Consider the following 25,933-nt stretch of genomic DNA (forward strand, 5'->3'; position numbering starts at 1 on the left):
ATGACGGCGCAGGGTTTTGACGGCGTTGAGCGGCGCGGACTGATGTTCGTCCTGTCGTCGCCCTCGGGCGCCGGCAAGACGACGCTGTCGCGCATGCTGATCGAGCGGATGCCGGGCTTGAAGATGTCGGTGTCGGCGACGACGCGGCCGAAGCGGCCGGGCGAGGTCGAGGGGCGCGACTATTTCTTCGTCGGCAAGACCAAGTTCGAGGCGATGGCCAAGCAGGGCGAACTGCTGGAATGGGCCACCGTGTTCGACAACCGCTACGGCACGCCGCGCGCGCCGGTCGAGGCTGCGCTCGCGGCCGGCGAGGATGTGCTGTTCGACATCGACTGGCAGGGCACCCAGCAATTGCGCGAGAAGGCGCGCGCCGACGTGGTCAGCGTCTTCATCCTGCCGCCGTCAGCCGCCGATCTCGAGAAGCGTCTGCACACCCGTGCGCAGGATTCCGAGGAGGTCATCCGCGGGCGGATGAACCGCGCCACCCATGAGCTGAGCCACTGGGCGGAATACGACTACATCGTCATCAACCAGAACGTCGACGACGCCTTTGCCGAGGTGCAGTCGATCCTGAAGGCCGAGCGGCTCAAGCGAGAGCGCCGCACCGGCCTCACCGAGTTCGTGCGCGGCCTGCAGCGTCAGCTCGAGAAGTAGCTTGTCGAGAAGTAGCTTGCCGGAACCGTGATGCGATCGGGGATCGCATCACGTCTCATCTACTTTTCTGAGCGTGCTCTAGTTCGCCGCGCTGCGCGCGAGCCGCTGCAGCATCGCCGCGATCTGCTTGTTGTCTTGCTCGGTTTGATCCGCCTCGCGCGGTGTCTCGCGGCGAGCAACCGGCGTCTCGGCGCGGCGCGGAACCGGTGTCTCTGACCGGCGCGGCGTCGCCTCGGACAGGCGCAACGGGCGGTCGCGGCCGACCACTGCCATCGGCGGCGCCGGTTCGGTGTGGAGTGAATCCCAGGGCGCACGCCATTCGTCGCTGATCTGGTAGGGCGGCGTACGCGTGCGGGTCAGGCGGAACACCAGCGCGCTGACCAGGCCGGCCAGCGCCAGCGCGCCGACCATCACGATCAGCAGCATCTGCGTCGAGGACGACGACTTCTCGGCGGACGCCTCCGCTGTCACGGGGGCGGCTGGTGCCGGCGCGGCCGTCTGTTGCGGCGTCGCATCGGCCTGCGCGATCACGGTCGGCTGGTCTGCGGCGTGCCGAGTTCCGTTGGTTCCGGCCATGCTCGATGCGTCCAGCCATCGGGCGTTCACGTCCGACGCCTGGGCGTTCGTGCCTGGCGCCGTCGGATCGGTCGCCGCTACCGCATCGCCGGCTTGACCGGCGGCAGGGGGCGCGACCGGTGCTGTTGCGGCCTGCGGTGAGGGCCATTCGGCATGGGCATCGGCGACGGACTTGCGCATAGCCGGCTGTGGCGGCGCCGGCTGGCTCTGCGGCGGCTGTGCGTCGGCCGTCGCTGTGTCGGGCGCGGCCGCGGGCTGCTGCTGCGTGGTCGCGGTCTTGGCAACAACCTTGTTCTTGGCGTCACCGAGGTACCAGCATTTCTTTTGGGTGCTGCGGTCGAGGTGATAGAACCAGTGGCTTCCCGCAGGCGCGGTTCCCTTCGGCGCGGACTGACAGCTATCCGCGGCCTTCGCGTTCGCCGTATTGGTGCTCGCCGTGCTGGCGGCGGTCTGGGCCATGGCTGTGAAGTTGGCAGCGGCCAACATGCTGACGGCAAGCGCCGCAGCGAACTTCGCTGAACGATTTGACATACGCGTCCCCGGTATTCTTTTTTACGCAAACGCTGGTGACGCCAATCTCGGTAAAGAGTTGGGTCGCAATGCGCCGCAAATCCGGAACGGGTAGGGCTTAATTGAGGCTCGCGTCGCACCGCAATTGCGGCGGGCGGAAGGCTGGAACGCGGGCTGAATGATCGCTCGGTCGCCTGTCAGGTTCCGCAGGACCAAAGCGCGCGTTGCTGCTGCGAGAACGTCGCGTCCCGCCGGCGATCGCAACGCCGGCGGGACGTCTTCGTTAGTTCTTCAGGACGATGCGTCCGACGACCTTGCCGGCCCGCAGCTCATCGATCCATTTCTGGACGTCGGCCATCGGCTCTTCCTTCATCGGGGTCGGCTTGATCTTGCCGGCCCGGGCGAGCGCCATCAGTTCCTGGCCCTCGGCCAGCGTGCCCACCATGAAGCCTTCGATGGTCATGCGCTTGTAGACCCATTGCACCATCGGCAACGTGAACTGGCCGCCCATCAGGCCGGACACCACGATCTTGCCGCCGCGTGCCACCGTCGACACCGCGAACGCCATCGACTTCTCGTTGCCGGCAAAGTCGACCACGCCGTCGAAGCCGCCGTCGTTCTCCTTCAGCATGCGCTTGACGACATCGGGCTCCGCGGGATCGTAGGCGGCCGCCGCACCATTCTTCAGCGCGGTCTCGCGCGCCGCCGGGCTGAGATCGGCAACCGTGATCGGCTGCTTGAACATCGCCTGCGCGAACGACAGGCCCATCATGCCGACACCGCCGAGGCCGATCAGCAGCAGATTGCGCTGGCGCGGACGATCGACCAGGCGCTTCAGCGCGCCGTAAGCCGTGACGCCGGAGCACATCAGCGTGGCGGCCTGATTGACCGGCAGCGGATCGTAATCGAGCAGGTATTTCGCGTCGGGCACCAGCACGTGGGTGGCGAAGCCGCCGTCGATCGAGACGCCGAGGAAGCGTTGCTTGGCGCAGAGATTCTCGTCGCCGGCGAGACAGTCGCGGCACTGGCCGCAACCGATCCAAGGGAAGACCGCCTTCTTCGTTCCGACCAGATCCTTCGGCGCATCGGGACCGACCTCGTCGACGACGCCTGCGATCTCATGGCCGAGCGTGAAGGGCAGCGTCATGCCGCGGGTGGTGTCGAGCTTCTTGCCGCCGCCGAGATCGGCGTAACCGTCCTGGATGTGGAGATCGGAATGACAGAGGCCGCAGCGCTCGATGCGCACCAGCACTTCGCGTCCCTGCGGCTTGGGCGTGTCGACGATGGTTTCGCACAGCGGTGCATCGAACTTGACGAGGGATTGGCGAACCATACGCGCCATTACGTTTTCTCCTGATGTTCTATTTTGTGGACCGTATATCGGCCAATTCCCTGGCCATGGCAACAAAGCCTGCGACCGAAATGGTTTCGGCGCGCCGCGTCGCGTCGATCTGGGCTGCGGCAGCAAGCCGCGCCGGATCGACCGACAGCGACTTCAGGCTCTGGCGCAGCATCTTGCGGCGCTGGCCGAAGGCGGCAGCGGCGACCTGCTCGAGCATGCGGCGGTCGCACGGCTCCGGCGCGGCGCGCGGTATCAATCGTACCACCGAGGATGTTACCTTCGGCTGCGGCACGAAGGCGGAGGGCGAAATGTCGAACAGGATCTTGGTCTCGGCGCGCCAGTTGGCGAGCACCGCGAGCCTGCCATAGGCTTCCTCGTCCTCATGGGCGACGATGCGCTCGGCGACCTCGCGCTGGAACATCAACACCATGGTGTCGTACCAGGGCGGCCACGGCTCGATCGACAGCCAGTCGACCAGGAGCTGGGTTGCGATGTTGTAGGGCAGGTTGGCGACGATCTTGGCCTTGCCGCCATCGAGCAAGGGGCGCGGATCAAAGTGCTGCGCGTCGCCATGCACGATCTCGATGCGGCCTGGATAGCGCTTGACGATGTAGTCGAGTGCATCGATCGAGCGTTCGTCGCGCTCGATGGCGATGACGCGCTTGGCGCCCATCGCAAGCAGTGCGCGCGTCAGTCCGCCGGGGCCGGGCCCGACCTCGATCACGGTCGAGTCTTCCAGCGGGCCCGCGGCGCGGGCAATGCGTGCGGTGAGATTGAGATCGAGCAGGAAATTCTGGCCGAGCGATTTGCGCGCCGACAGCGAATGCTCGCGAATGATGTCGCGCAGCGGTGGCAGATCGTCGATCGCGCTCACTTAGCTTGATGCCGCGGCCATGCGCGCGGCGAGCCGGAGTGCGGCGATCAGGCTCGAGGGATTGGCCTTGCCGGAGCCCGCGATATCGAACGCGGTGCCGTGATCGGGCGACGTCCGGATGAAGGGCAGGCCCAGCGTGACGTTGACGGCGTCCTCGAACGCGACGGTCTTGATCGGGATCAGCGCCTGATCGTGATACATGCAGAGCGCGCAGTCATAGGTCTTGCGCGCGGCTGCGTGGAACATGGTGTCGGCCGGCAACGGGCCTCGGGCGGCAATGCCGTCGCGGCGCAGGATCTCGACCGCGGGCGCGACGATCTCGATGTCTTCCATGCCGAGCGTGCCGTCTTCGCCAGCATGCGGGTTGAGGCCGGCGACCGCAAGGCGCGGCGAGGCGAGGCCAAACCGCGCCTTCATGTCGGCGACCAAGATCCGCGCGGTCGAGACGATCAGGTCGGTCGACAATTGCGCCAGCGCCTCGCGGACCGACACATGGATCGTCACCGGGACGACGGCGAGCGCCGGCGACCAAAGCATCATCACCGGCTGCGGCGCAGTCCCGCCGTGCGCGGCAAGCTCGGCGAGGAATTCGGTGTGGCCGGGATGGCGGAAGCCGGCGCGGTACAGCACGTTCTTGGCGATCGGATTGGTGACGACGGCGCTGGCCTTGCCCGACGCGACATCGGCGACGGCCTGACGGATCGACGCCAGCGCGGCATCGGCGCTCGTTCCGTCGGGCTTGCCCGGTCGCGCCGTCGCCACCTTGCCGGTCGCAACGACGGGCAGGGCCCGTGCAAATGCCGCGGAGGCCTCCTCGGCGCTGACCTCGGCAAACTCGACGGTGAGCCCGAGCGTCTTGGCGCGCTCGGCCAGGGCCGCCCTGTCACCGAGCAGATAGAACGGCGGAAGATCGAGTTCGCGACGGCGCAGCCACGCGGCGAGCGTGATGTCGGGGCCGATGCCTGCGGGCTCGCCGGATGTCAGTGCGAGAGGTTGAGCCATGCGTCAACGATAGTCGATCATCGCCCGCCTGGATATTCGATCATCGCGGCTTTCCGGACTTCCTGCAGGTAGGCCTTCGACTTCGCCTCGTACTTCTGCACGTACATCTTGTCCCGCATCTCACGCTTCTTCGGCGTGTCCACGGTAGTTGCCTTCCGGCCGCAGAGGGCGACCATCTCGATGCCCTGCTTGGTGACTTCGGGAGGGGTGAGGTGGCCGACCGGGGTCTTGTCCAGGATGTCGCGCAGCGACTGCGGCAGGTCTGCCGACGTCTTCACGACGATCTCGCGGATCGCGGCGTTGCGCATCGACTTGAAGAAGGTGTTGGCTTCCTCGCAGGAGGTCACGCGCTCGCGCAGGGTGTCGGCTTCCTTGCGGCGGTTCTCGAATTCGGATTGCGGAGAGCCGCGCGGCACGATCAGAACGACCGGCTGCATCCGGTATTCGAACGCTTCGGCGTCGGGCGCATCACCGGTCTCCTTGACCGCAGTGGCGACGTCCTTTTCGCCGACCTGCAGGCTTTCCTTGAAGCGGCCGCGGACCAGGCTGGTCCAGACCATGTCGGCCCTGATGCGTTGCTTGAGCGTATCGGGGCGGATGCCCTTGCTCTCGAGGACCTTGGTCAGCTGGTCGTTGTTCAGCCGCATCCGTTGCGCCATGCCGCCATAGGATTGCTCGATATCGTTGGCAGTGGGATCGACGCCGAATTTCTTGGCTTCCTTGATCTTCAGCTTCTCGTCGATCAGCTCGTCGAGGATGGCCTTTCGATCGGGATTCTTGCCGCCGGTCAGGCTGTTCAGCTTGGCGCGCTGCTCGATGTCGAAATTGGTGATGGGTTCGCCATTGACCATCACGGCGATGGTCTGGGCATGCAGTCGCGCACCGCCCCCCAACAGGAGGAAAAGAGCCAGCAGGGAACTCAACATGAGCGAATGGCAGCGCGTTGGCAGGCTAGCGGTCGTCATTGTGGTCATGTCAGCCGTTTAAACCAATTCAAGCCGGGGCCACAGGCCCGCGGGCAATACAAGCCCCCAATTCAAGCCCCCAATACAAGCGCCTTGGCAGGCCCCTCGCTCGCTACTGCATGCCAGCCGAACTGCTGGTCGTGGAGGTCTGGGCGATCGTCCGCAGCCCGATCTGGAACATGAACGCATGGCTGAGGACGGGCGGCTGCGAGCCTGCCTGATAGGTATAGGACGTGATGTAGTTGGCAGCCAGCACGAAGCAGTCGTCCACATAGCCCGCGCCGAAGGCATACTGGTTGATCTTGTTCGCTTCAAGGTCCCAGCGCGCCGCACCCTGAACCACCCAGTTCGACGCCACCTTGACCGACCCGCTGGTGAGGATGCCCTCGCGGCGCGTCAGGTAGCCGAGTTCCGGCTGCGCTGCATAATCGCCGTAGGTCACGGCGATCGACCAGCGGTCGAAATTCGCGCTCGCCGTGGCCTCGAACCGGTTGATGTTCCAGGTCGCTTCATCCATCCGCGAGCGGACGCTGAAGGTGTAGGTGCGGTTGGGCGAATAGGCGAGGCTCGCGACATAATCCGAGCGCGGGTTCTGCAGCCCGGAGTCGATGCCGGTGTTGGTGACGTCGGCGACCGCGAACGAGTTCATCCCGAACATCTGGTAGGACTGTCCGAACATCCCCTTGATGCTGCCGCCGCGATCGAACTGCGTGGTGGCCTGCACGCCGACATTGGCGCGGCTGCCGCCCTCGACGCGGTCGTAGCCGGAGAACTTGTCGACCGCGAACAGGTTGCTGGTGTCGAACACCAGGCTCTGCGCGTCCTCGTTCGGAAGCTTGCCGGCATTGGGTTCGTTGGGCCGGATGATGACCTGCGCGATCGGCTCGACGGTGGTCGTGCCCCACGGCTGCACATTGATGAAGGGGTAGCGGTATTCGAGGCCGACGGTCGGCATCAAGCGGACCGTCTGGGTGTCGCCGACCGGCAGGAAGTTGGAAACGCCCGGCTGATTCGAGATGTCGGCGTTGATCGCATCGGCGCGGACGCTGGCGAACGGCGTCCAGATCTGGCCGAGTGGGTCGGTGTAGGACTTGCGCCACTGCGCCTCGGCCGTCAGCCTTGTGTAGGTGCCCGGCATGCCGCGCAGCAGGCACTGCGACGGGGTTCGCGCCATTGGATCCGCGGACGTGGTCAAGCACAGGCCGTTGGTGTTGGCGGTCGTCGTGATCGGATCGAACACCGCGGTTTCGCGGGTCAGGTTGACGAAGTTCATCTTGTAGCTGAACTCGCCACCCAGGATGTTGTTGTTGATCACGTTGTTGTAGTCGATGACGGGCGCCACCACCGGGACCTGGTTCTGGTTGCCCGAGTAGCTGAGATAGTAGATCGCGCGCGCGTCGAAGAAGCTGCGGTTGCCGACACCGGTCAGATAGAGCTGCGAGATCGCTTCCGTCGGCAGTGAAAGGAACGAACCGAATGGATCCTTGTACTGGGCGAGCCGGTAGTCGGACATGAAGAAGTAGTCGGACAGCACGACGCCGTCCCAGCCCCAGACCCATTTGTCGTTCAGCGCGAACTGGCCCTTGGTGTCGACGCCCCAGCGGAATTGGCGGTCGCCAGGCTGGCCCTTGAAGGCGTCCTGATCGAGCTGGTCGATGCCGTAAAGCCGGATCTGATAAGAGCCGTCCGCGAAGCGCTGGCGGAATTCGGTCTGCATCAGCACGCCCTGCTTCGAGGTGATGCGCGGACTGAAGGTCGCGTCCATGTCGGGCGCGATCGCCCAATAATAGGGGATTTCGACGCCGTAGCCGAACGCCGTGTAGCTGGTGAAGCCCGGCATCAGGAAGCCGCTCTTGCGCTTCACGGTCGGATCGGGCGTCGAGAAGTAGGGCAGATACGCCATCGGAACGCCGAAGAATTCGAGCTGGGCGTTCTCGAAATACAGCATCTTCTCAGTCTGGTTATGGATGATGCGCGCGCCCTTGACCTGCCAGAGCGGCGGCTTCTTCGGATCATCCTTACAGGGTGCGCAGGCGGTATAAACGCCGTTGTCGAACACCGTGTAATTGCCGCTGGACCGGTCGGCGCGGGTCGCCGCCATGCGGGTCTGGTCTTCGGTGTCGACGCGCAGCGAATCGACGAACCCGTCGCGGTAGTCGTCGCTGAGATCCAGGATGTTGGCGTAGGTGATCTTGCCTTCCGCATCGGTCATGCGGATGTTGCCTTCGGCATGAAGACGCTTGGTCTTCTGGTCGTAGATGACCTTGTCGGCCTCGACGCTGGTGCCGTTGTAGAACATCTGGACGTTGCCGACGGCCGAGATGCGGCTGTTGTTGTAGTCGTAATCGACCTCGGTCGCCTGAACGAGCATCTGCCCGTCATTCTTGGCCGGCGGGCGGACCGGCTTCGGCGGACGCGGATTGTAGGTGAATGCCTGCGCTGAAGCCGGCGTCGACGCGACGACGTCGAGCGCACTGACCACGACGAACGCGGCAAGGAGAGCAGAAATCGAAACGCCAAACGCGGCCATGCGGCTCCGTTGACGGCGCAGGGCACTGCGCCGCCCGGATACAGGCGACCTCAACTGGCGGGCGGCGACGGTAGCCACTACCCGTCCTCCTGGTACAGCAAGGCTAAGAAACCGGTGAGGCTACCCACAACGACAGGCAACCACGCCGCAGCGATGGGATGCATCAACTCAGCCTTGCTCAAATCTTCAGTTACTTTCGACAGGACGTAGAGCAGAAAGCCTGCGCCCACGCCACTCAAAACCATCTTCTGCACGCCGCCCATCCGGAAGAAGCGGAGGCTCACAGAAGCCGCCAACATCACCATCGCAGCCAGCAAAAACGGCTGCGCGATAAGCTTGTGATACTGCAAGCGATAGCCAGCCGTCGCGAACCCTGAGCTCTCCGACGAACGGATGTAGTTCGGCAGTTGCCAAAAGGACACAGTTTCAGGGGTGGAGAAACTGTTGCGCACCTGTGCAGGGGTCAAAGTGGTGGTCAGGTAGAAGGTGTCCTGGTCCACCGGAGCCTTGTCGAGGGTGTATCGGCGTACTCCCGTGAACGCCCAGCGGCCTTCTTCGAGCGTCGCTTCGCGGGCCTCGATTCGTTCCTTGAACTGCAGCGCCGTATCGAATCGGAACACCGTGAGGCCGGTCAGCCGGATGCCCTGCTGCTCGCTGCGGGCTGCATTGATGATCGCCTGACCTTCGTCGTTGATCTGGTTGAGCCAGAAACCGGACGCGTCCTGGATGCCGCCGCCGGGCGCCGAGCCGAACAGCTCGGCCTCCATCCGTTTGGAGAGCTCGCGCAGATTGGCCGACACAGGATTGTAGGCGGTGGTCGCGAAGATGCCGAGCACGATCGCACTGACCAGCGCCGGCGAGATGAATTGCCAGGCCGAGACGCCGGCCGCGCGTGCCACGACGAGCTCCAGCCGCCGCGACAGCGCGAGATAGCAGGTCATCGCGCCGATCAGCACGCAGAACGGCATCAGTTTCTCGAGCAGCTGCGGCACGCGGAACAGCGAGGTTTCCGCGACCGTGATCGCGGAGGCCCCGACGAGGCTCGACGTCTTGCGTACCATCTCGATGTAGTCGACCAGCACGAGCAGCACGAAGATGCCCGCGAACACGCCCACCGCCGCAACGACGAAGCGGCCGGCGAAATAGCGCCCGAGCGTATTTGTGACCATGCTCATGCGGTGGCGGGCCTCCGGAAGAGGCGCGCAATGCGCTCGTTGTTCCTGTTGATGACTTCCATCAATGCTGCCGGCGGTTCGACGACCACGCCGCCGACGATCATCCAGATCCCGACGCCGATGCCGGCGAACAGCATCAGGTATTGCACCAGGGCCGCCAGCGGCGTCTTCACCGCCATGACGGAGCAGGCGAATCCGACCATGCGCAGGCCGAACACCGCGAATACCGAGCCGCCGATCGAGAAATTGCGGCTCTGTCGCGTGGTGCGCGGCGCGCCGAGGAAGGCAAAGGTGAGGGCCGCGAACGCAAACGGATAGATCGGTGCCATGAAGCGATCATGCAGCTCCGCGAAGAACTGGCCCGACAGCTGCTGATAGGTCTGGTCGTTCTCGTCCGGCCACATCAGTTCCCAGAGGTAGCGCTCGCGAATTCCGAGCGTGACGTCGCGGCCCTGCGAGAATTTCGACATGTCGAAGGCGTAGCGCTGAAACACCACCAGCGTCGGATCGCGCTTGCCGACCTCGAATCGCTCGAGATTGCCGTCCTCCAGCACGAGGTATGAGCCGCTCTCGTTCTTCAGCACGGTGCCGTGGTCGGCGACGATGGTGACGCGCTGCTGCGGATCGCGGCGATCGTCGACGAAAACGCCGCCGAGCACGCCGCCGGGCAAGCGTTCGCGGATCCGAATCGTCAGGTTCTGATCGAGCTGGGCGAAGCGGCCGGGCTGCAGGATGTTGGTCAGCACGTCGGCGGTGATCTCGGCATCCCACTGCTTGATTCGACGCATGCCGTCGGGGGCGAGATAGGCGCCGATGAAGGCGACCAGCGCCGCCACCACGCAGGTGGCGAAGAAGAACGGCCGGAACAGCCGGAACGGCGAGAAGCCCGCCGCATTCATGACGATGATCTCGGAATCGGTCGCCAGCTTGTTCAGCGTGTGCGAGATCGCGATCATCAGCGCGATCGGGGCGATGATCAGGACCAGGGCAGGAATCACGAGGCTGGTGATGCCGAGGAAGGTGAGGATGGTCTGACCCTGGCTGGTCATCAGGTCGATGCCGCGCAACGCCTGGGTAATCCAGATCACGCCGGTAAGGCTGACCAGGACAAGCGCAAACGACGCCAGCGTCGTTTTGAAGATGTACTTGTCGATCGACCCCATCGCTACCGCACGGCCCCCTTGGCGCAACCAAACGCACGGCTTTCGACCAATCCCGTCAACCCGGGTTCCCCTATGGTCGAGCCGCGGACTCGTCCGGCTCACTCTCTGTTCACGATCTCACTACCATCCCTTTGATCCGTCAACAAAATGGCCGGGCCAAGGCACGCTTAATTTATGGTTAATTAATCGCTTTTGTGGCCTTCCAGCCACTCCGGCGCTTGGCAGCGGCGCAGCCGACAGGTCATAGTGTGCCACAAGCCCGGTCCGGGTCGCTCCGGACCACCATCGCAATGCTCACCCCCGCGTGCCGGAAGGGCCGCCTCAGGCCCGAGCAACACCCTGAGTTCTGGAGGATTTTCCTATGTCCGACGCCGTCAAGGTCGGCTTCGTCCCGTTCTCCGCGTCCGCCCGCGGCATTCTGGTCGCCTTTTGCGACGAGCAATTGAAGCTGGGAGCCGCCACCCGGAAGGCGCTGGGAGCTGCCGCCGAGACCGTCAAGCGGGCCGCGGCCGCCAACCAGTTCAAGGGCAAGAGCGGGGCGGCGCTGGACATCCTGGCGCCGGAAGGAATCAAGGTCGACCGGCTGATCGTGATCGGCACCGGCAAGGTGGCCGACCTCAAGGAGAAGGATCTGCTCAAATTCGGCGGCGTGGTGGCGGGCAAGCTCAACGCCGGCAGCGGCGCGATGACGGTCCTCGCGGAACTGCCGGATGCCGCAATGACAGCCGGCCAGGCGGCGACGATCGCGACTGGCATCCGGCTGCGCGCCTACAAGTTCGACCGCTACAAGACAAAGAAGAAGGACGGCGAGGACGGCGCCGTACGCGCCGACGTCTCGATCGCGGTCGACGACGTCGCTTCTGCCAGGAAGGCGTTTGCGCCCGAATCGTCCATCGTCGACGGCGTGAACCTGGCGCGTGAGCTCGTCAACGAGCCGCCGAACGTGCTGTACCCCGAAGAGTTCGCGCGCCGCGCCAGCCAGCTGCGCAAGCTCGGCGTCACCGTCGAGGTCCTCGACGTCAAGGCGATGACCAAGCTCGGCATGGGCGCGCTGCTCGGCGTCGGGCAGGGCTCGGTACGGCCCAGCCGCACCGTGATCATGCGCTGGAACGGCGGCAAGAAGAGCGAAGCGCCGGTCGCATTCGTCGGCAAGGGCGTCTGCTTCGACACCGGCGGTATCTCCATCAAGTCGGCCGGCGGCATGGAGGATATGAAGGGTGACATGGGCGGTGCGGCCTGCGTGGTCGGGCTGATGCACGCGCTCGCGGCGCGCAAGGCCCGCGTCAACGCGGTCGGCGCCATCGGCCTCGTCGAGAACATGCCCGACGGCAATGCGCAGCGCCCGGGCGACATCGTCACCTCGATGTCCGGCCAGACCATCGAAATCATCAACACCGACGCGGAGGGGCGCCTCGTGCTCGCCGACGTGCTCTGGTACGTCGCCAAGAAGTGCAAGCCGAAATTCATGGTCGATCTCGCAACGCTGACCGGCGCGATCATGGTTGCGCTCGGCACCGATCACGCCGGCCTGTTCTCCAACAATGACGAACTCGCCGAGCGCCTCGCCACGGTCGGCCTTCAGACCGGCGAGAAAGTGTGGCGCATGCCGCTCGGTCCCGAATACGACAAGCAGATCGACTCGCAATTCGCCGACATGAAGAACACCGGCGGACGCAATGGCGGCTCGATCACGGCCGCGCAATTCCTGCTGCGCTTCGTCGACGGCACGCCATGGGCCCATCTCGACATCGCCGGCACCGCGATGGCCGCGCCGAAGACCGAGATCAATCAGAGCTGGGGCTCAGGTTACGGCGTCCGGCTGCTCGAGCGGCTCGTCTCCGAATATTATGAAGCCAGGAAATAACAATAGAGGGTCGGCCGGCGCATGACCGAGGTTCTGTTTTACCATCTGCAGAACATGACGCTGGAAAGCGTGCTGCCTCCGCTGCTCGAGAAGTCGCTCGAGCGCGGGTGGCGGGTGGTCGTGCAATCGACATCGCAGGAGCGCGCCGAGACGCTCGACGCGCATCTGTGGACCTACAGCGACGATTCATTCCTGCCGCATGCGAGCTCGCGCGTTGCCGACGCACAGGACCAGCCGATCATCCTGTCGATCGAGGAGGGCAATCCGAATCGGGCCAATGTCCGGTTCCTGGTCGACAACGCGGCGCTTCCGGCCGACTGCGACAGCTACGAGCGCCTGGTCCTCGTGTTCAACGGCGACGACCCCGACGCGGTGGCTTCGGCGCGGGAGAGCTGGACCGCCTGTAAGGCACGCGGCTTCGAGGTCACCTATTGGCAGACCGACGAGCGGGGACGCTGGCAGCGGCGCCAATAGCGATATCGATGAATTAATGATAATTCGACGTTTCCTCGGGCGGGTCACGGTCATGCCGCAAAGTGATGTTCGGACAAGCCCTTAGGTAGAGGGGTTAGGAGCCTTGTCGATCGTGCGAGACGGAACATTCAGTCGGAAGTCGCTGCTGGCGTTGCTGGTACTTGCGCCGGGCCTTGCCGGCTGCTCGGGCGCGTCCGACATCTTTTCGCGTGACGCAGATTGGTTCTCGCGCCCTGGACGGGTGTTCATCCGCAACATCTCGATCGAATCGCCGCCGCTGACGCCGGACAAACCGGTGACCAACGACGATCTCGTCAGCGCCGACGGAAGCTGTCCCGGCATGGCGCCGCCGGCGGGTGCCACTGACGCGAACGCGCAGGCTGGCGGTGCGCCGCAGCCGACCGGCGGCAGTGTCGCACTCGGCCACACTGAATGCGATGTCGTGCGCGGCATCGGCGCCCCCGACAGCGTCAACCTGTCCAGCGGGCCGGGCGGCGAGCGCGTCGCGGTCGTGACCTGGTCGCGCGGCGCGCGCGCCGGTATCTATACGTTCTCCTCAGGACGCCTGACGTCGGTCGAGCGCGGCCCGGATGCTGCGCCGGAGCCGAAGCCCGCGAAGCCGAAGAAGAAAAAGACCGCGCACGGTTAGGGCATTTTCGCCGGCAGCGGCAGCTCGATGCCTGCACGCGCGGGCATGACACCGGATAGAATGAGAGCCCAGGCTCCCTCCACACGTCGTCCCTGCCTAGAGCGCAATCGCGCTCTGGGCAGGGACGACACCGAATATGTGGCTCCGCCCGGCGGATCAAATCTAGTTCGCGGCTTCGTCGAGTTCGGCGCTGGCTTCCAGCCATTCTTCTTCGGCGCGTTGCAGCGCGCTCTCGGCGCCGGCGCGCGCCTTGGTCAGCTGTGCGGCCTGCTTGGGATCGCGCGTGAAGATATCGGGCAGCGCGAGCGCGGTATCGATCTTGGCGATGATGCCGTTGATGCGCTCGATCTCGCTCTCGGCCTGCGCGACCCGCTGCCTCGGTGAAGCACGCTTTTCGTTGCGCGCACGTTCCGGCTTTGCCGGCTCCTTGACGCGCTCGCGCGACGCTGTCCGTCCGTCATTGGCCGACAGGATCATGCGACGATATTCGTCGAGATCGCCGTCATATGCCGTCACGGTCTGGTTGGCCACGACCCACAGACGATCGGCGCAGGCCTCGATCAGATAACGATCGTGCGAGACCATCATGATGGCGCCGGGGAATTCGTTGATCGCTTCCGCCAGCGCCGCGCGGCTGTCGATGTCGAGATGGTTGGTCGGCTCGTCCAGGATGATCATGTTGGGGGCGTAGAACGTCGCAAGCCCAAGCAATAGCCGCGCCTTCTCGCCGCCCGACAGGCTCTTCACCAGCGTGTCGCCGGCCTTGCCGGAGAAGCCGATCGCGCCGACGCGGCCGCGCACCTTGCTCTCCGGCGCCTCGGGCATCAGCTTGCGGATGTGATCGTAGGGCGAGCCGTCGAGATTGAGCTCGTCGACCTGATGCTGGGCGAAATAGCCGACCGACAGTTTGTCCGCCCGCGTGATCCTGCCTGCGAACGGCGCGAGCTTGCCTGCCAGCAGCTTGACCAGCGTCGACTTGCCGTTGCCGTTGGCCCCGAGCAGCGCGATGCGGTCGTCGGTATCGATGCGCAGCGTCACGCGATTGAGCACCGGCTTGCCCGGCTCGTAGCCGACCGAGACGTCGTCGACCGCGATGATCGGCGGCGACAGCAGCTTCTCCGGTGCCGGAAAGGAGATCTCGCGAACGTCCTGGGTGACCAGTGCGGTGATCGGCTTCATCCGTTCCAGCATCTTGACGCGCGACTGCGCCTGCCGCGCCTTGGACGCCTTGGCCTTGAAGCGGTCGACGAAGTCCTGCAGGCGCTTGCGCTCGTCGGCCTGCCGCTTGGCGTGCTTGGCGTCGAGCAATTCGCGCGCGGCGCGCTGCTCCTCGAACGAGGAGTAGGTGCCCTTGTAGAGCGTGAGCTTGCCGCGATCGAGGTGCAGGATCTGATCGACCGAGGTGTCGAGGAGATCGCGGTCGTGGCTGATCACGATCACCGTGCGCGGATAGCTGGCGAGGTGGTTCTCGAGCCACAACGTGCCCTCGAGATCGAGATAGTTGGTCGGTTCGTCCAGCAGCAGGAGATCGGGCGCGGAGAACAGCGTCGCCGCCAGCGCGACGCGCATGCGCCAGCCGCCGGAAAATTCCGCGCAAGGCCGTGCCTGGTCTGATGTCGAGAAGCCGAGGCCGGAGAGGATCGCCGCGGCGCGGGCAGGGGCGGAGTGGGCGTCGATGTCGACCAGCCGGGTCTGAATCTCGGCGATCCGATGCGGGTCGTGCGCAGTCTCGGCCTCTCGCAGCAGCGCGTCGCGCTCGAGGTCGGCCTTCAGCACGACATTGATCAGGCTTTCGGGCCCGTCGGGCGCTTCCTGCGCGAGGCTGCCGATCCGCCAGCGTGGCGGAAGCGCGATGCTGCCGCTCTCGGTCGGGAGCTCGCCCCGGATGGCATGAAACAGCGTCGACTTGCCGACACCGTTGCGGCCGACAAATCCGACGCGTGCGCCGGGCACGATTTGCACAGAACTGTGATCAATCAACAGCCGCCCGGCGATCCGGACTGAAATATCAGTGATGGAGAGCATGCAGCGTTGTCACCGGACCCGCTGCCAAACGCAACCCGTCTGTCTGTAAAATCTCTCCTGAGTTGGGCCGCTGGAGAGCCCGTAATATCTAATGGCGCCCGGTTTCCTGGCGTTGCATTTCCTCGAGCAGCTGCTGCAGGCGGGACGAAAGGGCGGGTTCTGGCGGCATGCTTTGCTGGAGCCGTTCACCCACGGCATCGCAGATGTAACGGCAGGTCTTGCGATCAATCCGATCGGGATCGTTGTCGGTCTGGGTCATCGTCATGGCTCTTGGCATTTCTCTTGGCGAGTTCCACCTCGCGTGTTTCGTCAATCCTTGCCATGACAAGTCGCGACCCCCGAATTTGGTTTCCGTTCCGCCTTACTCTCGCCTTGAGGTAGTGAGGCGCATCATGCCGCCGGGTTCCCTGGCGGGCATAAAAAAGCCCCGGCGCAAGGCCGGGGCGAAGGCAAGTCAGGGGAGCAGTCGACAGAACGGATGGATCAGTAGCAGCGGTTGACCAGGCGCCAGCGCGGACCCCACGGGGTCGGCACGACGCGGCGCACGTAGCACCCGCCACCGTAGCCGTATCCATAGCCGCCGTAGTAGGCCGGACCTCCGACGATGACGCGCGGACCGCCCCACCAGCCGTGGTGCCATCCACCGTGCCAGCCGCCATGCCAACCACCCCAGGCTGAGGCGGAGGTCGGGGCGAGTGCGGCGGCACTGAGCGAAATTGCGGCAACGGCAGCGAGCGATAATTTGCGTAACATGATCGTCTCCTCGAGGTATGGGCGCGCATGACGCGCCCGCGGTGACATCGTTTCCCGAGACGTCCTGTGAGGCTTGCGGATGGGGGGGGCCAGCAAGGCGTCCGATCGGTGCAGAGCCTAGGCGGCTGCAGCTGAACGGCAGCGGCACGGCGCTGTCAGAATGGGTTCACCTAAGTGAAATCGCGGTAAGTTGGCCGAGCCTGTCTCTGTCCGGAGACCGCCCGGACGACGGCTTTTGTCGTGAAAATCCATCAAGACTAAAGGCTAACGCGTCACAGGGTCGCTTGCCGTTACCCCATCGCGCCGATATAAGCCCCGGCAACTCCCAGCCACCGTTTACAAGGACGAAATCATGGCGATTGAACGCACCTTTTCGATCATCAAGCCCGATGCCACCGAGCGCAACCTGACCGGCGCGGTCAACGCGGTGATCGAGAAGGCGGGCCTGCGGGTCGTGGCGCAGAAGCGCATCCAGATGACCCGCGGCCAAGCCGAGACCTTCTATGCCGTCCACAAGGCGCGCCCGTTCTTCGGCGAACTGGTCGACTTCATGACCTCCGGCCCCGTCGTGGTGCAGGTGCTGGAAGGCGAGGACGCCATCCTGAAATATCGCGACGTGATGGGTGCGACCGATCCGTCGAAAGCCGCCGAAGGCACCATCCGCAAGCTCTATGCGAAGTCGATCGGTGAGAATTCGGTGCACGGTTCGGATGCGCCGGAGACCGCGGTGATCGAGATCGCGCAGTTCTTCGCCGGCAACGAGATCGTCGGCTGACGCCGAACAACAGAAAGTGACGCGGTCTCCTGGGGAGACCGCGTTGACATGAACTGGGAGCGGCGGACCACCGCCGCCAGGGGCGGCCGCAAGGCCGAATAGGACTCGCTGTGGACTGGCTGTGGCAGATCTTTGATCCGGCGTACATCGGCGCGTTCTTCACCGAGTTCAAGAACGAGATGGCGACCCCGATCTTCTGGGTCGCCGTCGGCAAGATCATCTGGATCAACGTCCTGCTGTCAGGCGACAACGCGCTCGTGATCGCGCTGGCCTGCCGCGGGCTCGCGCCGCGCCAGCGCCTGTGGGGCATGATTCTCGGCGCCGCCGCGGCGGTGCTGCTGCGTGTCATCTTCACCGGCATCGTCGCCAGCCTGATGGAGCTTCCATATTTGAAGCTGGTCGGCGGACTGGCGCTGATCGTGATCGCCGCCAAGCTCCTGGTGCCGGAACAGGAGGACGAGGACAGCGTGCATACGGCCTCGCATCTGTGGGCCGCGGTTCAGATCGTCGTCGTCGCCGACATCGTGATGAGCCTCGACAATGTGATTGCGGTCGCCGCTGCCGCCAACGGCAGCGTGCCGCTGCTGGTGCTCGGACTCGCGATCAGCGTTCCCCTGATCGTTGCCGGTGCGGCGCTGATCATGGCGCTGCTCTCCAAGCTGCCGATCCTGGTCTGGGCCGGCGCCGCGCTGCTCGGCTGGATCGCGGGCGACGTCATCGCGACCGATCCGGCCGTGCATCCCAAGCTGGATGCGCTGTTCGCCGGACCGCTCGGTGCCAGGCTCGATTCCTGGCTGACCTCGGTCGGGATGTCGCCGCAATTTGCCCATGGCGGCAACGGCGGCGAGATCACGCTCGCCGTGCTCGGCATCGTCGTGGTGCTGGTCATCGGATCGATCTGGCGCCGTCACGCGCTTCGCAAGGCCAAGCACGCTGCCAAGGCGGCGTGAGGTCCCGTAGCGCTTTCCAGCGAAGTGGATGCCGGTTCGCGTGACGAAAACGCGTTAGGTGAGAGAGCTGGTCATTGTCGGTTCTGATTGAAATCAAAATCGACGACGCCTCTAGCGCCGCACGATCGAGCCGGCGCGGCCGAGCAGTCGCGCCAATTGCTTGAAGCGGCTGCCGACGCGATCGGCCACCAGATCCACCATCCGGTGCTCGAACACCAGCATCAGCTTGCGGCCCTGGGTGCGGAAATGGGTTGCCGGCAGCACGCCGGTGCGCGCCGCCGTGATCAGATGCGCCACGCGGAATGCGGCACCGAGCACGCGCGCGCGCTCGTCCATCGCCGGCGTCACCAGCGCGCGGATCTGCGGCGGCGGTTCGTTTTCCTCGCTGAGGCCGGCGTAGCGATAGAACACCGAGAGCGCGACGAAAGCGCGGCCCTGATGCGTGATCGAGCCGAAATTGCCGTTCATGATCAGGCTGAGGGTTTCCTCGCCGCGATGATCGGGATGGACGCGCCAGCCGATATCGGAGAGCAGGCAGGCGACGTGACGCAGCCTGCGGTCTTCCTCGGTCTCTCGCAGCCTGACGACGCGCACCAGCCGGTCGGTCCAGGCGGTCAGCTCCTGGGCGTGGCGGGCCGAGCGCGACAGCAATTCGTTGAGGTTTTGCGCGGCGCAGACCAAGCCGTCCTTGGCGCGCTCGGCCTGCGGCAGCATCTCGTAGAGCAGGCCCTCGCGCACGCCGAAGGTCGAGAATACGATGGTCTTCGGCTGGGCGACGCGGATGATGTATTCGAGCACGAGCGCGGCGTAGGCCAATAGCGGCCGCCGCGCATCTGCGACGGATTCGATATTGGCCAGCATGTTGGTCGCCGCCAGCCGCCGCAGCCGCTGCGCGAAGTCGAGCGCGTCCGCTGCCGGAATCGAATAGCCGTGCATCACCTTGAGCGGGTAGCCGCTCTGGATGATGTGGATGCGCGCCAGCGCGCGCCAGGTGCCGCCGACCGCGTAGAAGGTACGGCCGCGGCCGGTCTTGAGCTGGGCGACGCCGAGCAGTTCGTTCTTGACGATGCGTTCGGCGCGCTTGAGCGATTTGTTCGAGAGGTCCTGCAGCGCAAGGCTGCCGAGCGGCAGCGTCACGCCACTGCGCACGCGGTTGCCCTTGACGTCGATCAGTTCGAGCGAGCCGCCGCCGAGGTCGCCGACGATGCCGTTCGGATTGTGCACGCCTGAGACGACGCCGAGCGCGGACAGCTTCGCTTCACGCGGTCCGGTCAGAATCTCGATCTTGGCGCCGCAGATGCGCTCGGCCTTGGCGATGAAGTCCGGGCCGTTCTTGGCATCGCGGCAGGCCGCGGTCGCGATCGCGTAGACGCGGCCGACCTGCTGGATCCGGCACAGCGCGCGAAAGCGGCGCAGCGCGGTGAGCGCCTTGTTGACCGCATCGGTTGCGAGCAGGCCGGTGCTCTGCACCTCGCGTCCGAGCCCGCACAGCGCCTTCTCGTTGAAGATGGTGATGAGGCTGCGCGCCATCGCCTCGTAAACCACGAGACGAACGGAGTTCGAGCCGATATCGATCACAGCGACGCTGGAAGCGCGCTTCCGCGGCCGCTTCACCGTAGGGCCCCCTTAAGACGATGGCTGCTGACGCTCGTTACGACGCGTGAGACGGCGCGGTGAAGATTCCTTGAGAGACTTACCACGGCCGGACAGACTCGGATTTGTCATGAAATAGTCATGTAGATTGAACGGCTCTTCGCCTTTCGCGGCCTTCATACGCGTTGAGGACCCATCCGGCAACAATTGCCAGCTCTGCTCGGTATCCTTCAGGTTCGCGACCATGATCTGTTCGAGAACCTGCTGATGCACCGTCGGATTTTGCAGCGGACAGAGAACCTCGACGCGGCGGTCGAGGTTCCGCGGCATCATGTCGGCGGACGAGATATACACAGCAGCTTTTGCGCTCGGCAGGCCCTGGCCCATGCCGAAGCAATAGATTCGGCCGTGTTCCAGGAACCGGCCGATCACCGATTTGACGCGGATGTTCTCGGACAATCCAGGCAGCCCCGGCCGCAGGCAGCAGATGCCGCGCACCACGAGCTCGATCGAGACGCCGGCCTGCGAGGCGTCGTACAGCGCGTCGATGATGTCAGGATCGACCAGCGCGTTCATCTTCATCCAGATCGCGCCGGGCCGGCCATGCTTGACGTGGGCGATCTCGCCGTGGATGTGCTCGATGATCCGCTTGCGCAATGTCAGCGGCGACACCGCCATCTTCTCGATGTCGCTCGGCTCGGCATAGCCGGTGATGTAGTTGAACACCCGCGCGACGTCGCGGCCGATGATCGGGTCCGACGTAAAGTAGGAGACATCGGTGTAGATGCGGGCGGTGACCGGATGATAGTTGCCGGTGCCGGTGTGCACATAGGTGGTGAGGTTGCCGCCCTCGCGGCGCACCACCATCGACAGCTTGGCGTGCGTCTTCAGCTCGATGAAGCCGTAGACGACCTGCACGCCGGCGCGTTCGAGGTCGCGCGCCCAGCGGATATTGGCCTCCTCGTCGAAGCGCGCCTTCAATTCGATCAGCGCGGTCACCGACTTGCCGGCTTCGGCGGCATCCGCCAGCGCGCGTACGATCGGCGAGTTGTTCGAGGTGCGATAGAGCGTCTGCTTGATCGCGACCACGTCGGGATCGCGCGCCGCCTGTTGCAGGAACTGGACAACGACGTCGAAGGATTCGTAGGGGTGATGGACCACGAGGTCCTTCTGGCGGATGGCGGCGAAGATATCGCCGCCATGGTCGCGGACGCGTTCGGGATGGCGCGGCACGTAGGGCGGGAATTCGAGGTCGGGGCGATTGAGGCGAGTGAGCTGCGACAGTTCGTTCATCGCGAGCACGCCGTCGACCAGGATCACTTCATCGTCCGCGGCCGATAACGCGTGCTGCACGAAGACGCGCAGCTCTTCGGGCATCGTGGCCTCGATCTCGAGCCGGATCACCGATCCGCGCCGGCGGCGCTTGAGCGCGGTCTCGAACAGGCGAACGAGGTCTTCGGCCTCTTCCTCGATTTCGAGTTCGGAGTCCCTGATGATGCGGAACGCGCCCTGGCCCTTGACGGTGTAGCCGGGGAACAGGCGGCCGATAAACAGACCGGTGGCCTGCTCGAGTGTGATCAGCCGCGCCGGCGCGCCTTCCTTGGTCGAGGGAATGCGGATGAAGCGGTCGATCTTGCTGGGCATGCGGATCAGCGCGTTCATCGCCTTGCCGTCGGCGATCCGCGACAATTGCAGCGCGACCGTGAAGCCGAGGTTCGGGATGAACGGGAACGGATGCGCCGGGTCGATCGCGAGCGGGGTCAGCAGCGGGAAGATGTTGTGGAGGAAGTGATCCTCGATCCAGGTGCGCTCGGATTTGGTCACGTCGCGCCCGTCGACCAGCTGGATGCCGACCTTGGACAGGAGCTCGCGCAGGTCGCTCCAGATCGCCTGCTGATCGGAAGCGAGCTGCGACACGGTCTTGTTGATCATCACCAGCTGCTCGGCCGGCAGCAGGCCGTCCGGGCTGCGCTCGGCAATGCCCTCGCGGACCTGGGCCTTGATGCCGGCGACGCGGACCATGAAGAACTCGTCGAGGTTATTCGCCGAAATCGACAGGAAGCGGACCCGCTCCAGCAGGGGATGGCCAAGATTGACCGATTCCTCGAGCACCCGGCGGTTGAAGTGCAGCCAGGACAGCTCCCGGTTGATGAATCGCTCGGGGCTGGTCGCGACCGCGGGGACGGGCGGAAGCTCCGCCTCTTTCTCTTTGATTTCAGGAGCTTGTGCCGAGTCCATCAAGTGCTGGTCCAATTCCGGGCAGGGGGCTGGGGCGGTCTAGCCGAGGGCCGCGCAGACCATGTGATATTGCGATGACGTTTCGATGACATTGATGTTCCGCCGGCCTGCGCCGTCAAGCCGCGGGACTGCTCAGGCATCGCGCAACAGCTCGGCCGCCAGCGCCCGGGTCACCGGCCGGCCGAGCCTGAGCGCCTCGGTGTCGAGCAGCTCGACCGCCTGGCGGACGGCGGTATAGGACCGCTCGATCCGGTTGGTCAGGTAGCTGACGAGCGGCTCGTCCACGCTCATCTGACGGTCGGCGCAGAACTTGACGATCAGGCCGCGGAACAGCTGGTCGTCGGGCGGCAGCAACATCACTGTCGGCACCGCGCGGAGCCGCGAGCGCAGATCGCGCAGCTCGATCTCGAACGCCGACAGCGGCACGCGCGCCGTGATCAGCACGAAGGCATCGTCCTGGCGGGCGAGATTCATCAGATGGAACATCGCGCGCTCGTCGAAATCCGACGGCCTCAGGTCCTCGACCACCAGCGCGCCGGTCGCAAGCGCCATCGGCACCGTGTCGGCGGTCAGGGCATGCGCCGCGGTCGAGCGTGCGCCAGCGATCTCGGCCCAGATCGCGGCGAGGTGGCTTTTGCCGGAGCCTTCGGACCCCACCAGCAGCATGATTCGGTTCGGCCAGTCGGGCCAGCCGTCGATCAGCGCCAGCGCCGCCTCATTGGCGGGCCCCTCGAGGAAATCGTCGCGGGTCAGCTTCTCCTCGTGCGGTAGGGCCAAAGCCAATTGACGAGGTTGAACGCTACCGGCCACGCAAATCTCCAAACCAGGTTATTTTAGCATGATCCCTGCGCAAACGCTTCGCGTTTGTCGCGGGAAAGCCGGTTTCCACTTTTCCGGATCGTGCGCTACCGAGCCTCGATCGTGCTCATGTGCCGCACCCACTCCACGAGATAGAGGGACACCGAACCCAAAGTAAAGATCGTGACCAGACCCATCAGGATCAGGTCGTAGGGGTGCGGCTGAAAGCCGAAGCCGAGCGAGGCCAGCACCAAAGCCGCGAACGCGACCTGTGCCACCGTGTTCAGCTTCGACACCATCAACGGCTTCATCTCGACCGGCTTGTCGAACAACCATGACACAATCACGGCGGAGACGATCATGATGTCGCGCGACACCACGAGAATCACGATCCAGCGCGGCACCGCGCCCCAGATTCCCAGCGCGACATAGATCGACACCAGCAGCGCCTTGTCGGCGAGCGGGTCGAGCAGGGCGCCGAGCTCGCTCGCCATGTTGAAGCGCTTGGCGAGGAAACCGTCGACCGCGTCCGAAACGCCGGCGATCACGAAGATCGCAAACGCGATCTCCATCTGGCTCGAGACGATGGCCCAGACGATCACCGGCACCAGGATGATGCGGCCGAGAGTGATGATATTCGGAATGCTCAACTTGAATCGCTTCCCGGCTAGAAGCCTGATTTTACTCGATATCCGGCTCTTTTGCGCGGCGGCCGGGTGTTATCTACATAGTATCGCGGCCGCATCGCCGCGAGCCATTGCGCGGGGGCGGAATTCCTCGTAACCAGCCCCTTATCATCTGGAATTGGGCATGACCGAGCGCAAAAACGGGCTCACTTACGCGGATTCGGGTGTCGATATCGACGCCGGCAATCGTCTCGTCGATCTGATCAAGCCGATGGTGCGGGCCACCGCACGGCCCGGCGCGGACGCCGAGATCGGCGGATTCGGCGGGCTGTTCGACCTCAAGGCCGCCGGCTTCAAGGATCCGGTCCTGGTGGCCGCGACCGATGGCGTCGGCACGAAGCTGAAGATCGCGATCGAGACAGGTATCCACAACGGCATCGGCATCGACCTGGTCGCGATGTCGGTCAACGACCTCGTCGTGCAGGGCGCGGAACCGCTGTTCTTCCTCGACTATTTCGCCTGCGGCAAGCTCCACCCGGAGGCTACGGCGCAGATCGTCGCGGGGATTGCCGAGGGCTGCCGCGAATCCGGCTGCGCGCTGATCGGCGGCGAGACCGCCGAGATGCCCGGCCTCTACAAGGATGGCGACTACGACCTCGGCGGCTTTGCGGTCGGTGCGGCCGAGCGCGGCACCCTGCTGCCGACGGGCGATATCGCGGCGGGCGACGCCGTGATCGGCCTGGCGTCCTCCGGCGTGCACTCCAACGGCTATTCGCTGGTGCGCAAGATCGTCGAGCAATCCGGCGTTGGCTATGATGCGCCGGCGCCGTTCGCTCCGGTCATGACGCTCGGTGCGGCGCTGCTGACCCCGACCAGGCTCTATGTGAAATCCTGCCTGCGCGCGATCCGTGAGACCGGCGCAGTGAAGGGGCTCGCCCACATCACCGGCGGCGGCTTCACCGACAACATTCCGCGCGTACTGCCGAAGCATCTCGGCGTCGGCATCGATCTGGCGCGGCTGCCGGTACTGCCGGTGTTCAAATGGCTGGCCGAGCAGGGCGGCATCGCCGAGCTCGAGCTGCTGCGCACCTTCAACTGCGGCATCGGCATGATCGCGATCGTCAAGGCCGATGCGGTCGATGCGGTGACCGAGGCGTTCACCGCCGGCGGCGAGACCGTAACGCTGCTGGGTGAGGTGATCGAGGCCAAGGGGGCGCATGAGCACGAGCATCGCGTGGTCTATCACGGTCATCTCGATCTCTCGCGATGAAGCGCCGCACAGCCATCCTGATTTCCGGCCGCGGCTCCAACATGGCCGCGCTGATCGAGGCTGCGAAGGCTGCGGATTTTCCGGCCGAGATCGTCGCCGTGATCTCCAACCGCGCCAACGCTCCCGGGCTCGAGAAGGCGGCCGCGAGCGGGATTCCGATCGTCGTCATCGAGAGCAAGCCGTTCGGCAAGGACCGCGCCGGTTTCGAGGCGGCGCTGCAGCGGGCGCTCGACGACAAGCAGGTTGAGCTGATCTGCCTCGGCGGCTTCATGCGGCTGTTCACGGCCGAATTCGTCCGGCACTGGTACGGGCGGATGCTCAACATCCATCCGTCGCTGCTGCCCTGCTTTCCCGGCCTCGATCCGCACGGCCAAGCCTTGCGTGCAGGGGTCAAGCTGTCCGGCGCGACGGTGCATTTCGTGATCCCGGAGACCGACGCGGGACCGATCGTGATGCAGGGTGCGGTCACCGTGGCGGACGACGACACGCCGGAGACGCTCGCCGCACGCGTGATCACCATCGAACATCGCATCTATCCGGAGGCGCTTCGGCTTCTGGCGAGCGGCCGGCTCAAGCTCGAAGGCGACGTCTGCAGGACGCAAGGCAGCGCCGCAACCGACAGCACGCTGATCGCGCCGGCGCCTCAGCGCGCGATTGCACGAGAGATCACCGAGAACAATCCCCCGGGTGATGCGGCCGGGGGAGGCGTCAAGATGAATTCCGCCAGCAGCGGCGTTCAGTGAACCTTGAGGTTCTCTGCCGACGCCTTGCCGCGGTTCTCCACCAGCTCGTACTCGACGGTCTGGTTCTCGTTCAATGTGCTGAGACCTGCGCGTTCGACCGCCGAGATGTGGACGAACACGTCCTTGTCGCCGACGGCCGGCTTGATGAACCCGTAACCTTTGGTCGGGTTGAACCATTTGACGGTACCCTTCGGCATCGTCTCTCTCCCAGTCTAGACATAAAAAAGACGCGGCCACGTTTTCCACGTGCCACGCCACAAGCGGGCTCTCCGCTGTCTGTTCAATTCCCGGGTCTCTATATCCAAGGTCTTCAAGTCCGAAGTTTCGCCTCTCGAAGCCTTGGCTATCAACGTCGTGAAACGCACAGTCGAACGGCCGCAATCC

Annotated in this window: 24 protein-coding genes; 8 read left to right on the top strand and 16 right to left on the bottom strand. The window is 64.9% G+C overall.

The window, feature by feature from the left end; genetic code table 11:
* Positions 1-654 (top strand): guanylate kinase, encoded by a 654-nt coding sequence (gene gmk / locus HU230_RS10295; RefSeq protein WP_176531767.1) that lies wholly within the window; start codon positions 1-3, stop codon positions 652-654.
* Between the two features lie 78 nt (positions 655-732).
* On the opposite strand, the gene HU230_RS10300 is transcribed toward gmk, so the two are convergent.
* The 8 genes from HU230_RS10300 to lptF all read right to left on the bottom strand — a co-directional run bounded on the left by HU230_RS10300 (position 733) and on the right by lptF (position 10,791).
* Entirely contained in the window at positions 733-1,761 is a 1,029-nt protein-coding gene (locus tag HU230_RS10300; protein WP_176531766.1) for a hypothetical protein, read from the bottom strand.
* A gap of 262 nt (positions 1,762-2,023) precedes the next feature.
* Complete coding sequence (locus HU230_RS10305) at positions 2,024-3,082, bottom strand: alcohol dehydrogenase (protein WP_176531765.1); 1,059 nt, start codon at positions 3,080-3,082, stop codon at positions 2,024-2,026.
* 19 nt (positions 3,083-3,101) lie between these two features.
* Complete coding sequence (gene rsmA / locus HU230_RS10310) at positions 3,102-3,956, bottom strand: 16S rRNA (adenine(1518)-N(6)/adenine(1519)-N(6))-dimethyltransferase RsmA (protein ID WP_176531764.1); 855 nt, start codon at positions 3,954-3,956, stop codon at positions 3,102-3,104.
* Positions 3,957-4,958, bottom strand: a complete 1,002-nt coding sequence (pdxA, locus tag HU230_RS10315) for a 4-hydroxythreonine-4-phosphate dehydrogenase PdxA (protein ID WP_176531763.1) — start codon at positions 4,956-4,958, stop codon at positions 3,957-3,959.
* A gap of 17 nt (positions 4,959-4,975) precedes the next feature.
* Positions 4,976-5,884, bottom strand: a complete 909-nt coding sequence (locus HU230_RS10320; protein WP_224924399.1) for a SurA N-terminal domain-containing protein — start codon at positions 5,882-5,884, stop codon at positions 4,976-4,978.
* A gap of 151 nt (positions 5,885-6,035) precedes the next feature.
* Positions 6,036-8,453 (bottom strand): LPS-assembly protein LptD, encoded by a 2,418-nt coding sequence (locus HU230_RS10325; protein ID WP_176531761.1) that lies wholly within the window; start codon positions 8,451-8,453, stop codon positions 6,036-6,038.
* A gap of 77 nt (positions 8,454-8,530) precedes the next feature.
* Complete coding sequence (lptG, locus tag HU230_RS10330) at positions 8,531-9,628, bottom strand: LPS export ABC transporter permease LptG (RefSeq protein WP_092113464.1); 1,098 nt, start codon at positions 9,626-9,628, stop codon at positions 8,531-8,533.
* A complete protein-coding gene (lptF, locus tag HU230_RS10335; protein WP_092113467.1) occupies positions 9,625-10,791 on the bottom strand; it encodes an LPS export ABC transporter permease LptF in 1,167 nt (388 codons plus the stop codon). Before lptF ends, lptG begins: the two co-directional genes overlap by 4 nt.
* A 361-nt stretch (positions 10,792-11,152) precedes the next feature.
* Here lptF and HU230_RS10340 point away from each other — a divergent pair, with 361 nt between their 5' ends.
* The 3 genes from HU230_RS10340 (at position 11,153) to HU230_RS10350 (ending at position 13,778) form a co-directional block, all read left to right on the top strand.
* On the top strand, positions 11,153-12,655 hold the full coding sequence (locus HU230_RS10340) for a leucyl aminopeptidase (RefSeq protein WP_176531760.1): 1,503 nt from the start codon (positions 11,153-11,155) through the stop codon (positions 12,653-12,655).
* Between the two features lie 21 nt (positions 12,656-12,676).
* Positions 12,677-13,129, top strand: a complete 453-nt coding sequence (locus tag HU230_RS10345) for a DNA polymerase III subunit chi (protein ID WP_176531759.1) — start codon at positions 12,677-12,679, stop codon at positions 13,127-13,129.
* A 103-nt stretch (positions 13,130-13,232) separates the two neighbouring features.
* Entirely contained in the window at positions 13,233-13,778 is a 546-nt protein-coding gene (locus tag HU230_RS10350) for a hypothetical protein (protein WP_176531758.1), read from the top strand.
* 162 nt (positions 13,779-13,940) lie between these two features.
* Here HU230_RS10350 and HU230_RS10355 read toward each other — a convergent pair whose 3' ends face one another.
* The 3 genes from HU230_RS10355 to HU230_RS10365 form a co-directional block, all read right to left on the bottom strand.
* On the bottom strand, positions 13,941-15,803 hold the full coding sequence (locus HU230_RS10355; RefSeq protein WP_176531757.1) for an ABC-F family ATP-binding cassette domain-containing protein: 1,863 nt from the start codon (positions 15,801-15,803) through the stop codon (positions 13,941-13,943).
* A gap of 88 nt (positions 15,804-15,891) precedes the next feature.
* Complete coding sequence (locus HU230_RS10360; RefSeq protein ID WP_176531756.1) at positions 15,892-16,062, bottom strand: hypothetical protein; 171 nt, start codon at positions 16,060-16,062, stop codon at positions 15,892-15,894.
* A gap of 224 nt (positions 16,063-16,286) precedes the next feature.
* Complete coding sequence (locus HU230_RS10365; protein ID WP_176531755.1) at positions 16,287-16,556, bottom strand: sulfur globule protein precursor; 270 nt, start codon at positions 16,554-16,556, stop codon at positions 16,287-16,289.
* A gap of 352 nt (positions 16,557-16,908) precedes the next feature.
* Here HU230_RS10365 and ndk point away from each other — a divergent pair, with 352 nt between their 5' ends.
* Positions 16,909-17,331: a nucleoside-diphosphate kinase gene (gene ndk, locus HU230_RS10370; RefSeq protein ID WP_176531754.1), complete on the top strand. Its 423-nt coding sequence runs from the start codon at positions 16,909-16,911 to the stop codon at positions 17,329-17,331.
* Between the two features lie 110 nt (positions 17,332-17,441).
* Entirely contained in the window at positions 17,442-18,281 is an 840-nt protein-coding gene (locus HU230_RS10375; protein ID WP_176531753.1) for a TerC family protein, read from the top strand.
* 111 nt (positions 18,282-18,392) lie between these two features.
* On the opposite strand, the gene ppx is transcribed toward HU230_RS10375, so the two are convergent.
* The 4 genes from ppx to HU230_RS10395 form a co-directional block, all read right to left on the bottom strand.
* Entirely contained in the window at positions 18,393-19,895 is a 1,503-nt protein-coding gene (ppx, locus tag HU230_RS10380; protein ID WP_176531752.1) for an exopolyphosphatase, read from the bottom strand.
* Between the two features lie 12 nt (positions 19,896-19,907).
* Positions 19,908-22,112, bottom strand: coding sequence for an RNA degradosome polyphosphate kinase (locus HU230_RS10385; protein WP_176531751.1), 2,205 nt, complete (start codon positions 22,110-22,112; stop codon positions 19,908-19,910).
* A gap of 132 nt (positions 22,113-22,244) precedes the next feature.
* Positions 22,245-22,922 (bottom strand): P-loop NTPase family protein, encoded by a 678-nt coding sequence (locus tag HU230_RS10390; RefSeq protein WP_176531750.1) that lies wholly within the window; start codon positions 22,920-22,922, stop codon positions 22,245-22,247.
* 95 nt (positions 22,923-23,017) lie between these two features.
* The gene (locus tag HU230_RS10395; RefSeq protein WP_092113493.1) at positions 23,018-23,560 is read right to left on the bottom strand and encodes a CDP-alcohol phosphatidyltransferase family protein; all 543 of its coding nucleotides are present in this window, start codon (positions 23,558-23,560) and stop codon (positions 23,018-23,020) included.
* Positions 23,561-23,720: 160 nt separating this feature from the next.
* Between HU230_RS10395 and purM the strand changes: the two genes are divergently transcribed.
* Together purM and purN are read left to right on the top strand one after the other, a co-directional pair.
* Complete coding sequence (gene purM / locus HU230_RS10400) at positions 23,721-24,806, top strand: phosphoribosylformylglycinamidine cyclo-ligase (RefSeq protein ID WP_176531749.1); 1,086 nt, start codon at positions 23,721-23,723, stop codon at positions 24,804-24,806.
* Positions 24,803-25,549 carry a phosphoribosylglycinamide formyltransferase gene (gene purN, locus HU230_RS10405; RefSeq protein ID WP_224943166.1) on the top strand — a complete coding sequence of 249 codons (747 nt, stop codon included), beginning with the start codon at positions 24,803-24,805 and terminating at the stop codon, positions 25,547-25,549. Before purM ends, purN begins: the two co-directional genes overlap by 4 nt.
* Here purN and HU230_RS10410 read toward each other — a convergent pair.
* A complete protein-coding gene (locus HU230_RS10410) occupies positions 25,543-25,746 on the bottom strand; it encodes a cold-shock protein (RefSeq protein ID WP_021079877.1) in 204 nt (67 codons plus the stop codon). The genes purN and HU230_RS10410 overlap by 7 nt on opposite strands.
* Positions 25,747-25,933 lie beyond the last annotated feature (187 nt).

Origin of the sequence: Bradyrhizobium quebecense (assembly GCF_013373795.3) — a bacterium.
GTDB classification, from domain to species: Bacteria; Pseudomonadota; Alphaproteobacteria; order Rhizobiales; family Xanthobacteraceae; genus Bradyrhizobium; species Bradyrhizobium quebecense.

Coding starts and splice junctions, on each gene's coding strand:
- ndk (WP_176531754.1), top strand. CDS start 16,909: ATGGCGATTGAACGCACCTTTTCGATCATCAAGCCCGATGCCACCGAG.
- purN (WP_224943166.1), top strand. CDS start 24,803: ATGAAGCGCCGCACAGCCATCCTGATTTCCGGCCGCGGCTCCAACATG.
- HU230_RS10360 (WP_176531756.1), bottom strand. CDS start 16,062: ATGACCCAGACCGACAACGATCCCGATCGGATTGATCGCAAGACCTGC.
- HU230_RS10345 (WP_176531759.1), top strand. CDS start 12,677: ATGACCGAGGTTCTGTTTTACCATCTGCAGAACATGACGCTGGAAAGC.
- pdxA (WP_176531763.1), bottom strand. CDS start 4,958: ATGGCTCAACCTCTCGCACTGACATCCGGCGAGCCCGCAGGCATCGGC.
- lptG (WP_092113464.1), bottom strand. CDS start 9,628: ATGAGCATGGTCACAAATACGCTCGGGCGCTATTTCGCCGGCCGCTTC.
- HU230_RS10365 (WP_176531755.1), bottom strand. CDS start 16,556: ATGTTACGCAAATTATCGCTCGCTGCCGTTGCCGCAATTTCGCTCAGT.
- HU230_RS10385 (WP_176531751.1), bottom strand. CDS start 22,112: ATGGACTCGGCACAAGCTCCTGAAATCAAAGAGAAAGAGGCGGAGCTT.
- gmk (WP_176531767.1), top strand. CDS start 1: ATGACGGCGCAGGGTTTTGACGGCGTTGAGCGGCGCGGACTGATGTTC.
- HU230_RS10340 (WP_176531760.1), top strand. CDS start 11,153: ATGTCCGACGCCGTCAAGGTCGGCTTCGTCCCGTTCTCCGCGTCCGCC.
- purM (WP_176531749.1), top strand. CDS start 23,721: ATGACCGAGCGCAAAAACGGGCTCACTTACGCGGATTCGGGTGTCGAT.
- HU230_RS10355 (WP_176531757.1), bottom strand. CDS start 15,803: ATGCTCTCCATCACTGATATTTCAGTCCGGATCGCCGGGCGGCTGTTG.
- HU230_RS10300 (WP_176531766.1), bottom strand. CDS start 1,761: ATGTCAAATCGTTCAGCGAAGTTCGCTGCGGCGCTTGCCGTCAGCATG.
- HU230_RS10305 (WP_176531765.1), bottom strand. CDS start 3,082: ATGGCGCGTATGGTTCGCCAATCCCTCGTCAAGTTCGATGCACCGCTG.
- lptF (WP_092113467.1), bottom strand. CDS start 10,791: ATGGGGTCGATCGACAAGTACATCTTCAAAACGACGCTGGCGTCGTTT.
- HU230_RS10320 (WP_224924399.1), bottom strand. CDS start 5,884: ATGTTGAGTTCCCTGCTGGCTCTTTTCCTCCTGTTGGGGGGCGGTGCG.
- HU230_RS10325 (WP_176531761.1), bottom strand. CDS start 8,453: ATGGCCGCGTTTGGCGTTTCGATTTCTGCTCTCCTTGCCGCGTTCGTC.
- HU230_RS10410 (WP_021079877.1), bottom strand. CDS start 25,746: ATGCCGAAGGGTACCGTCAAATGGTTCAACCCGACCAAAGGTTACGGG.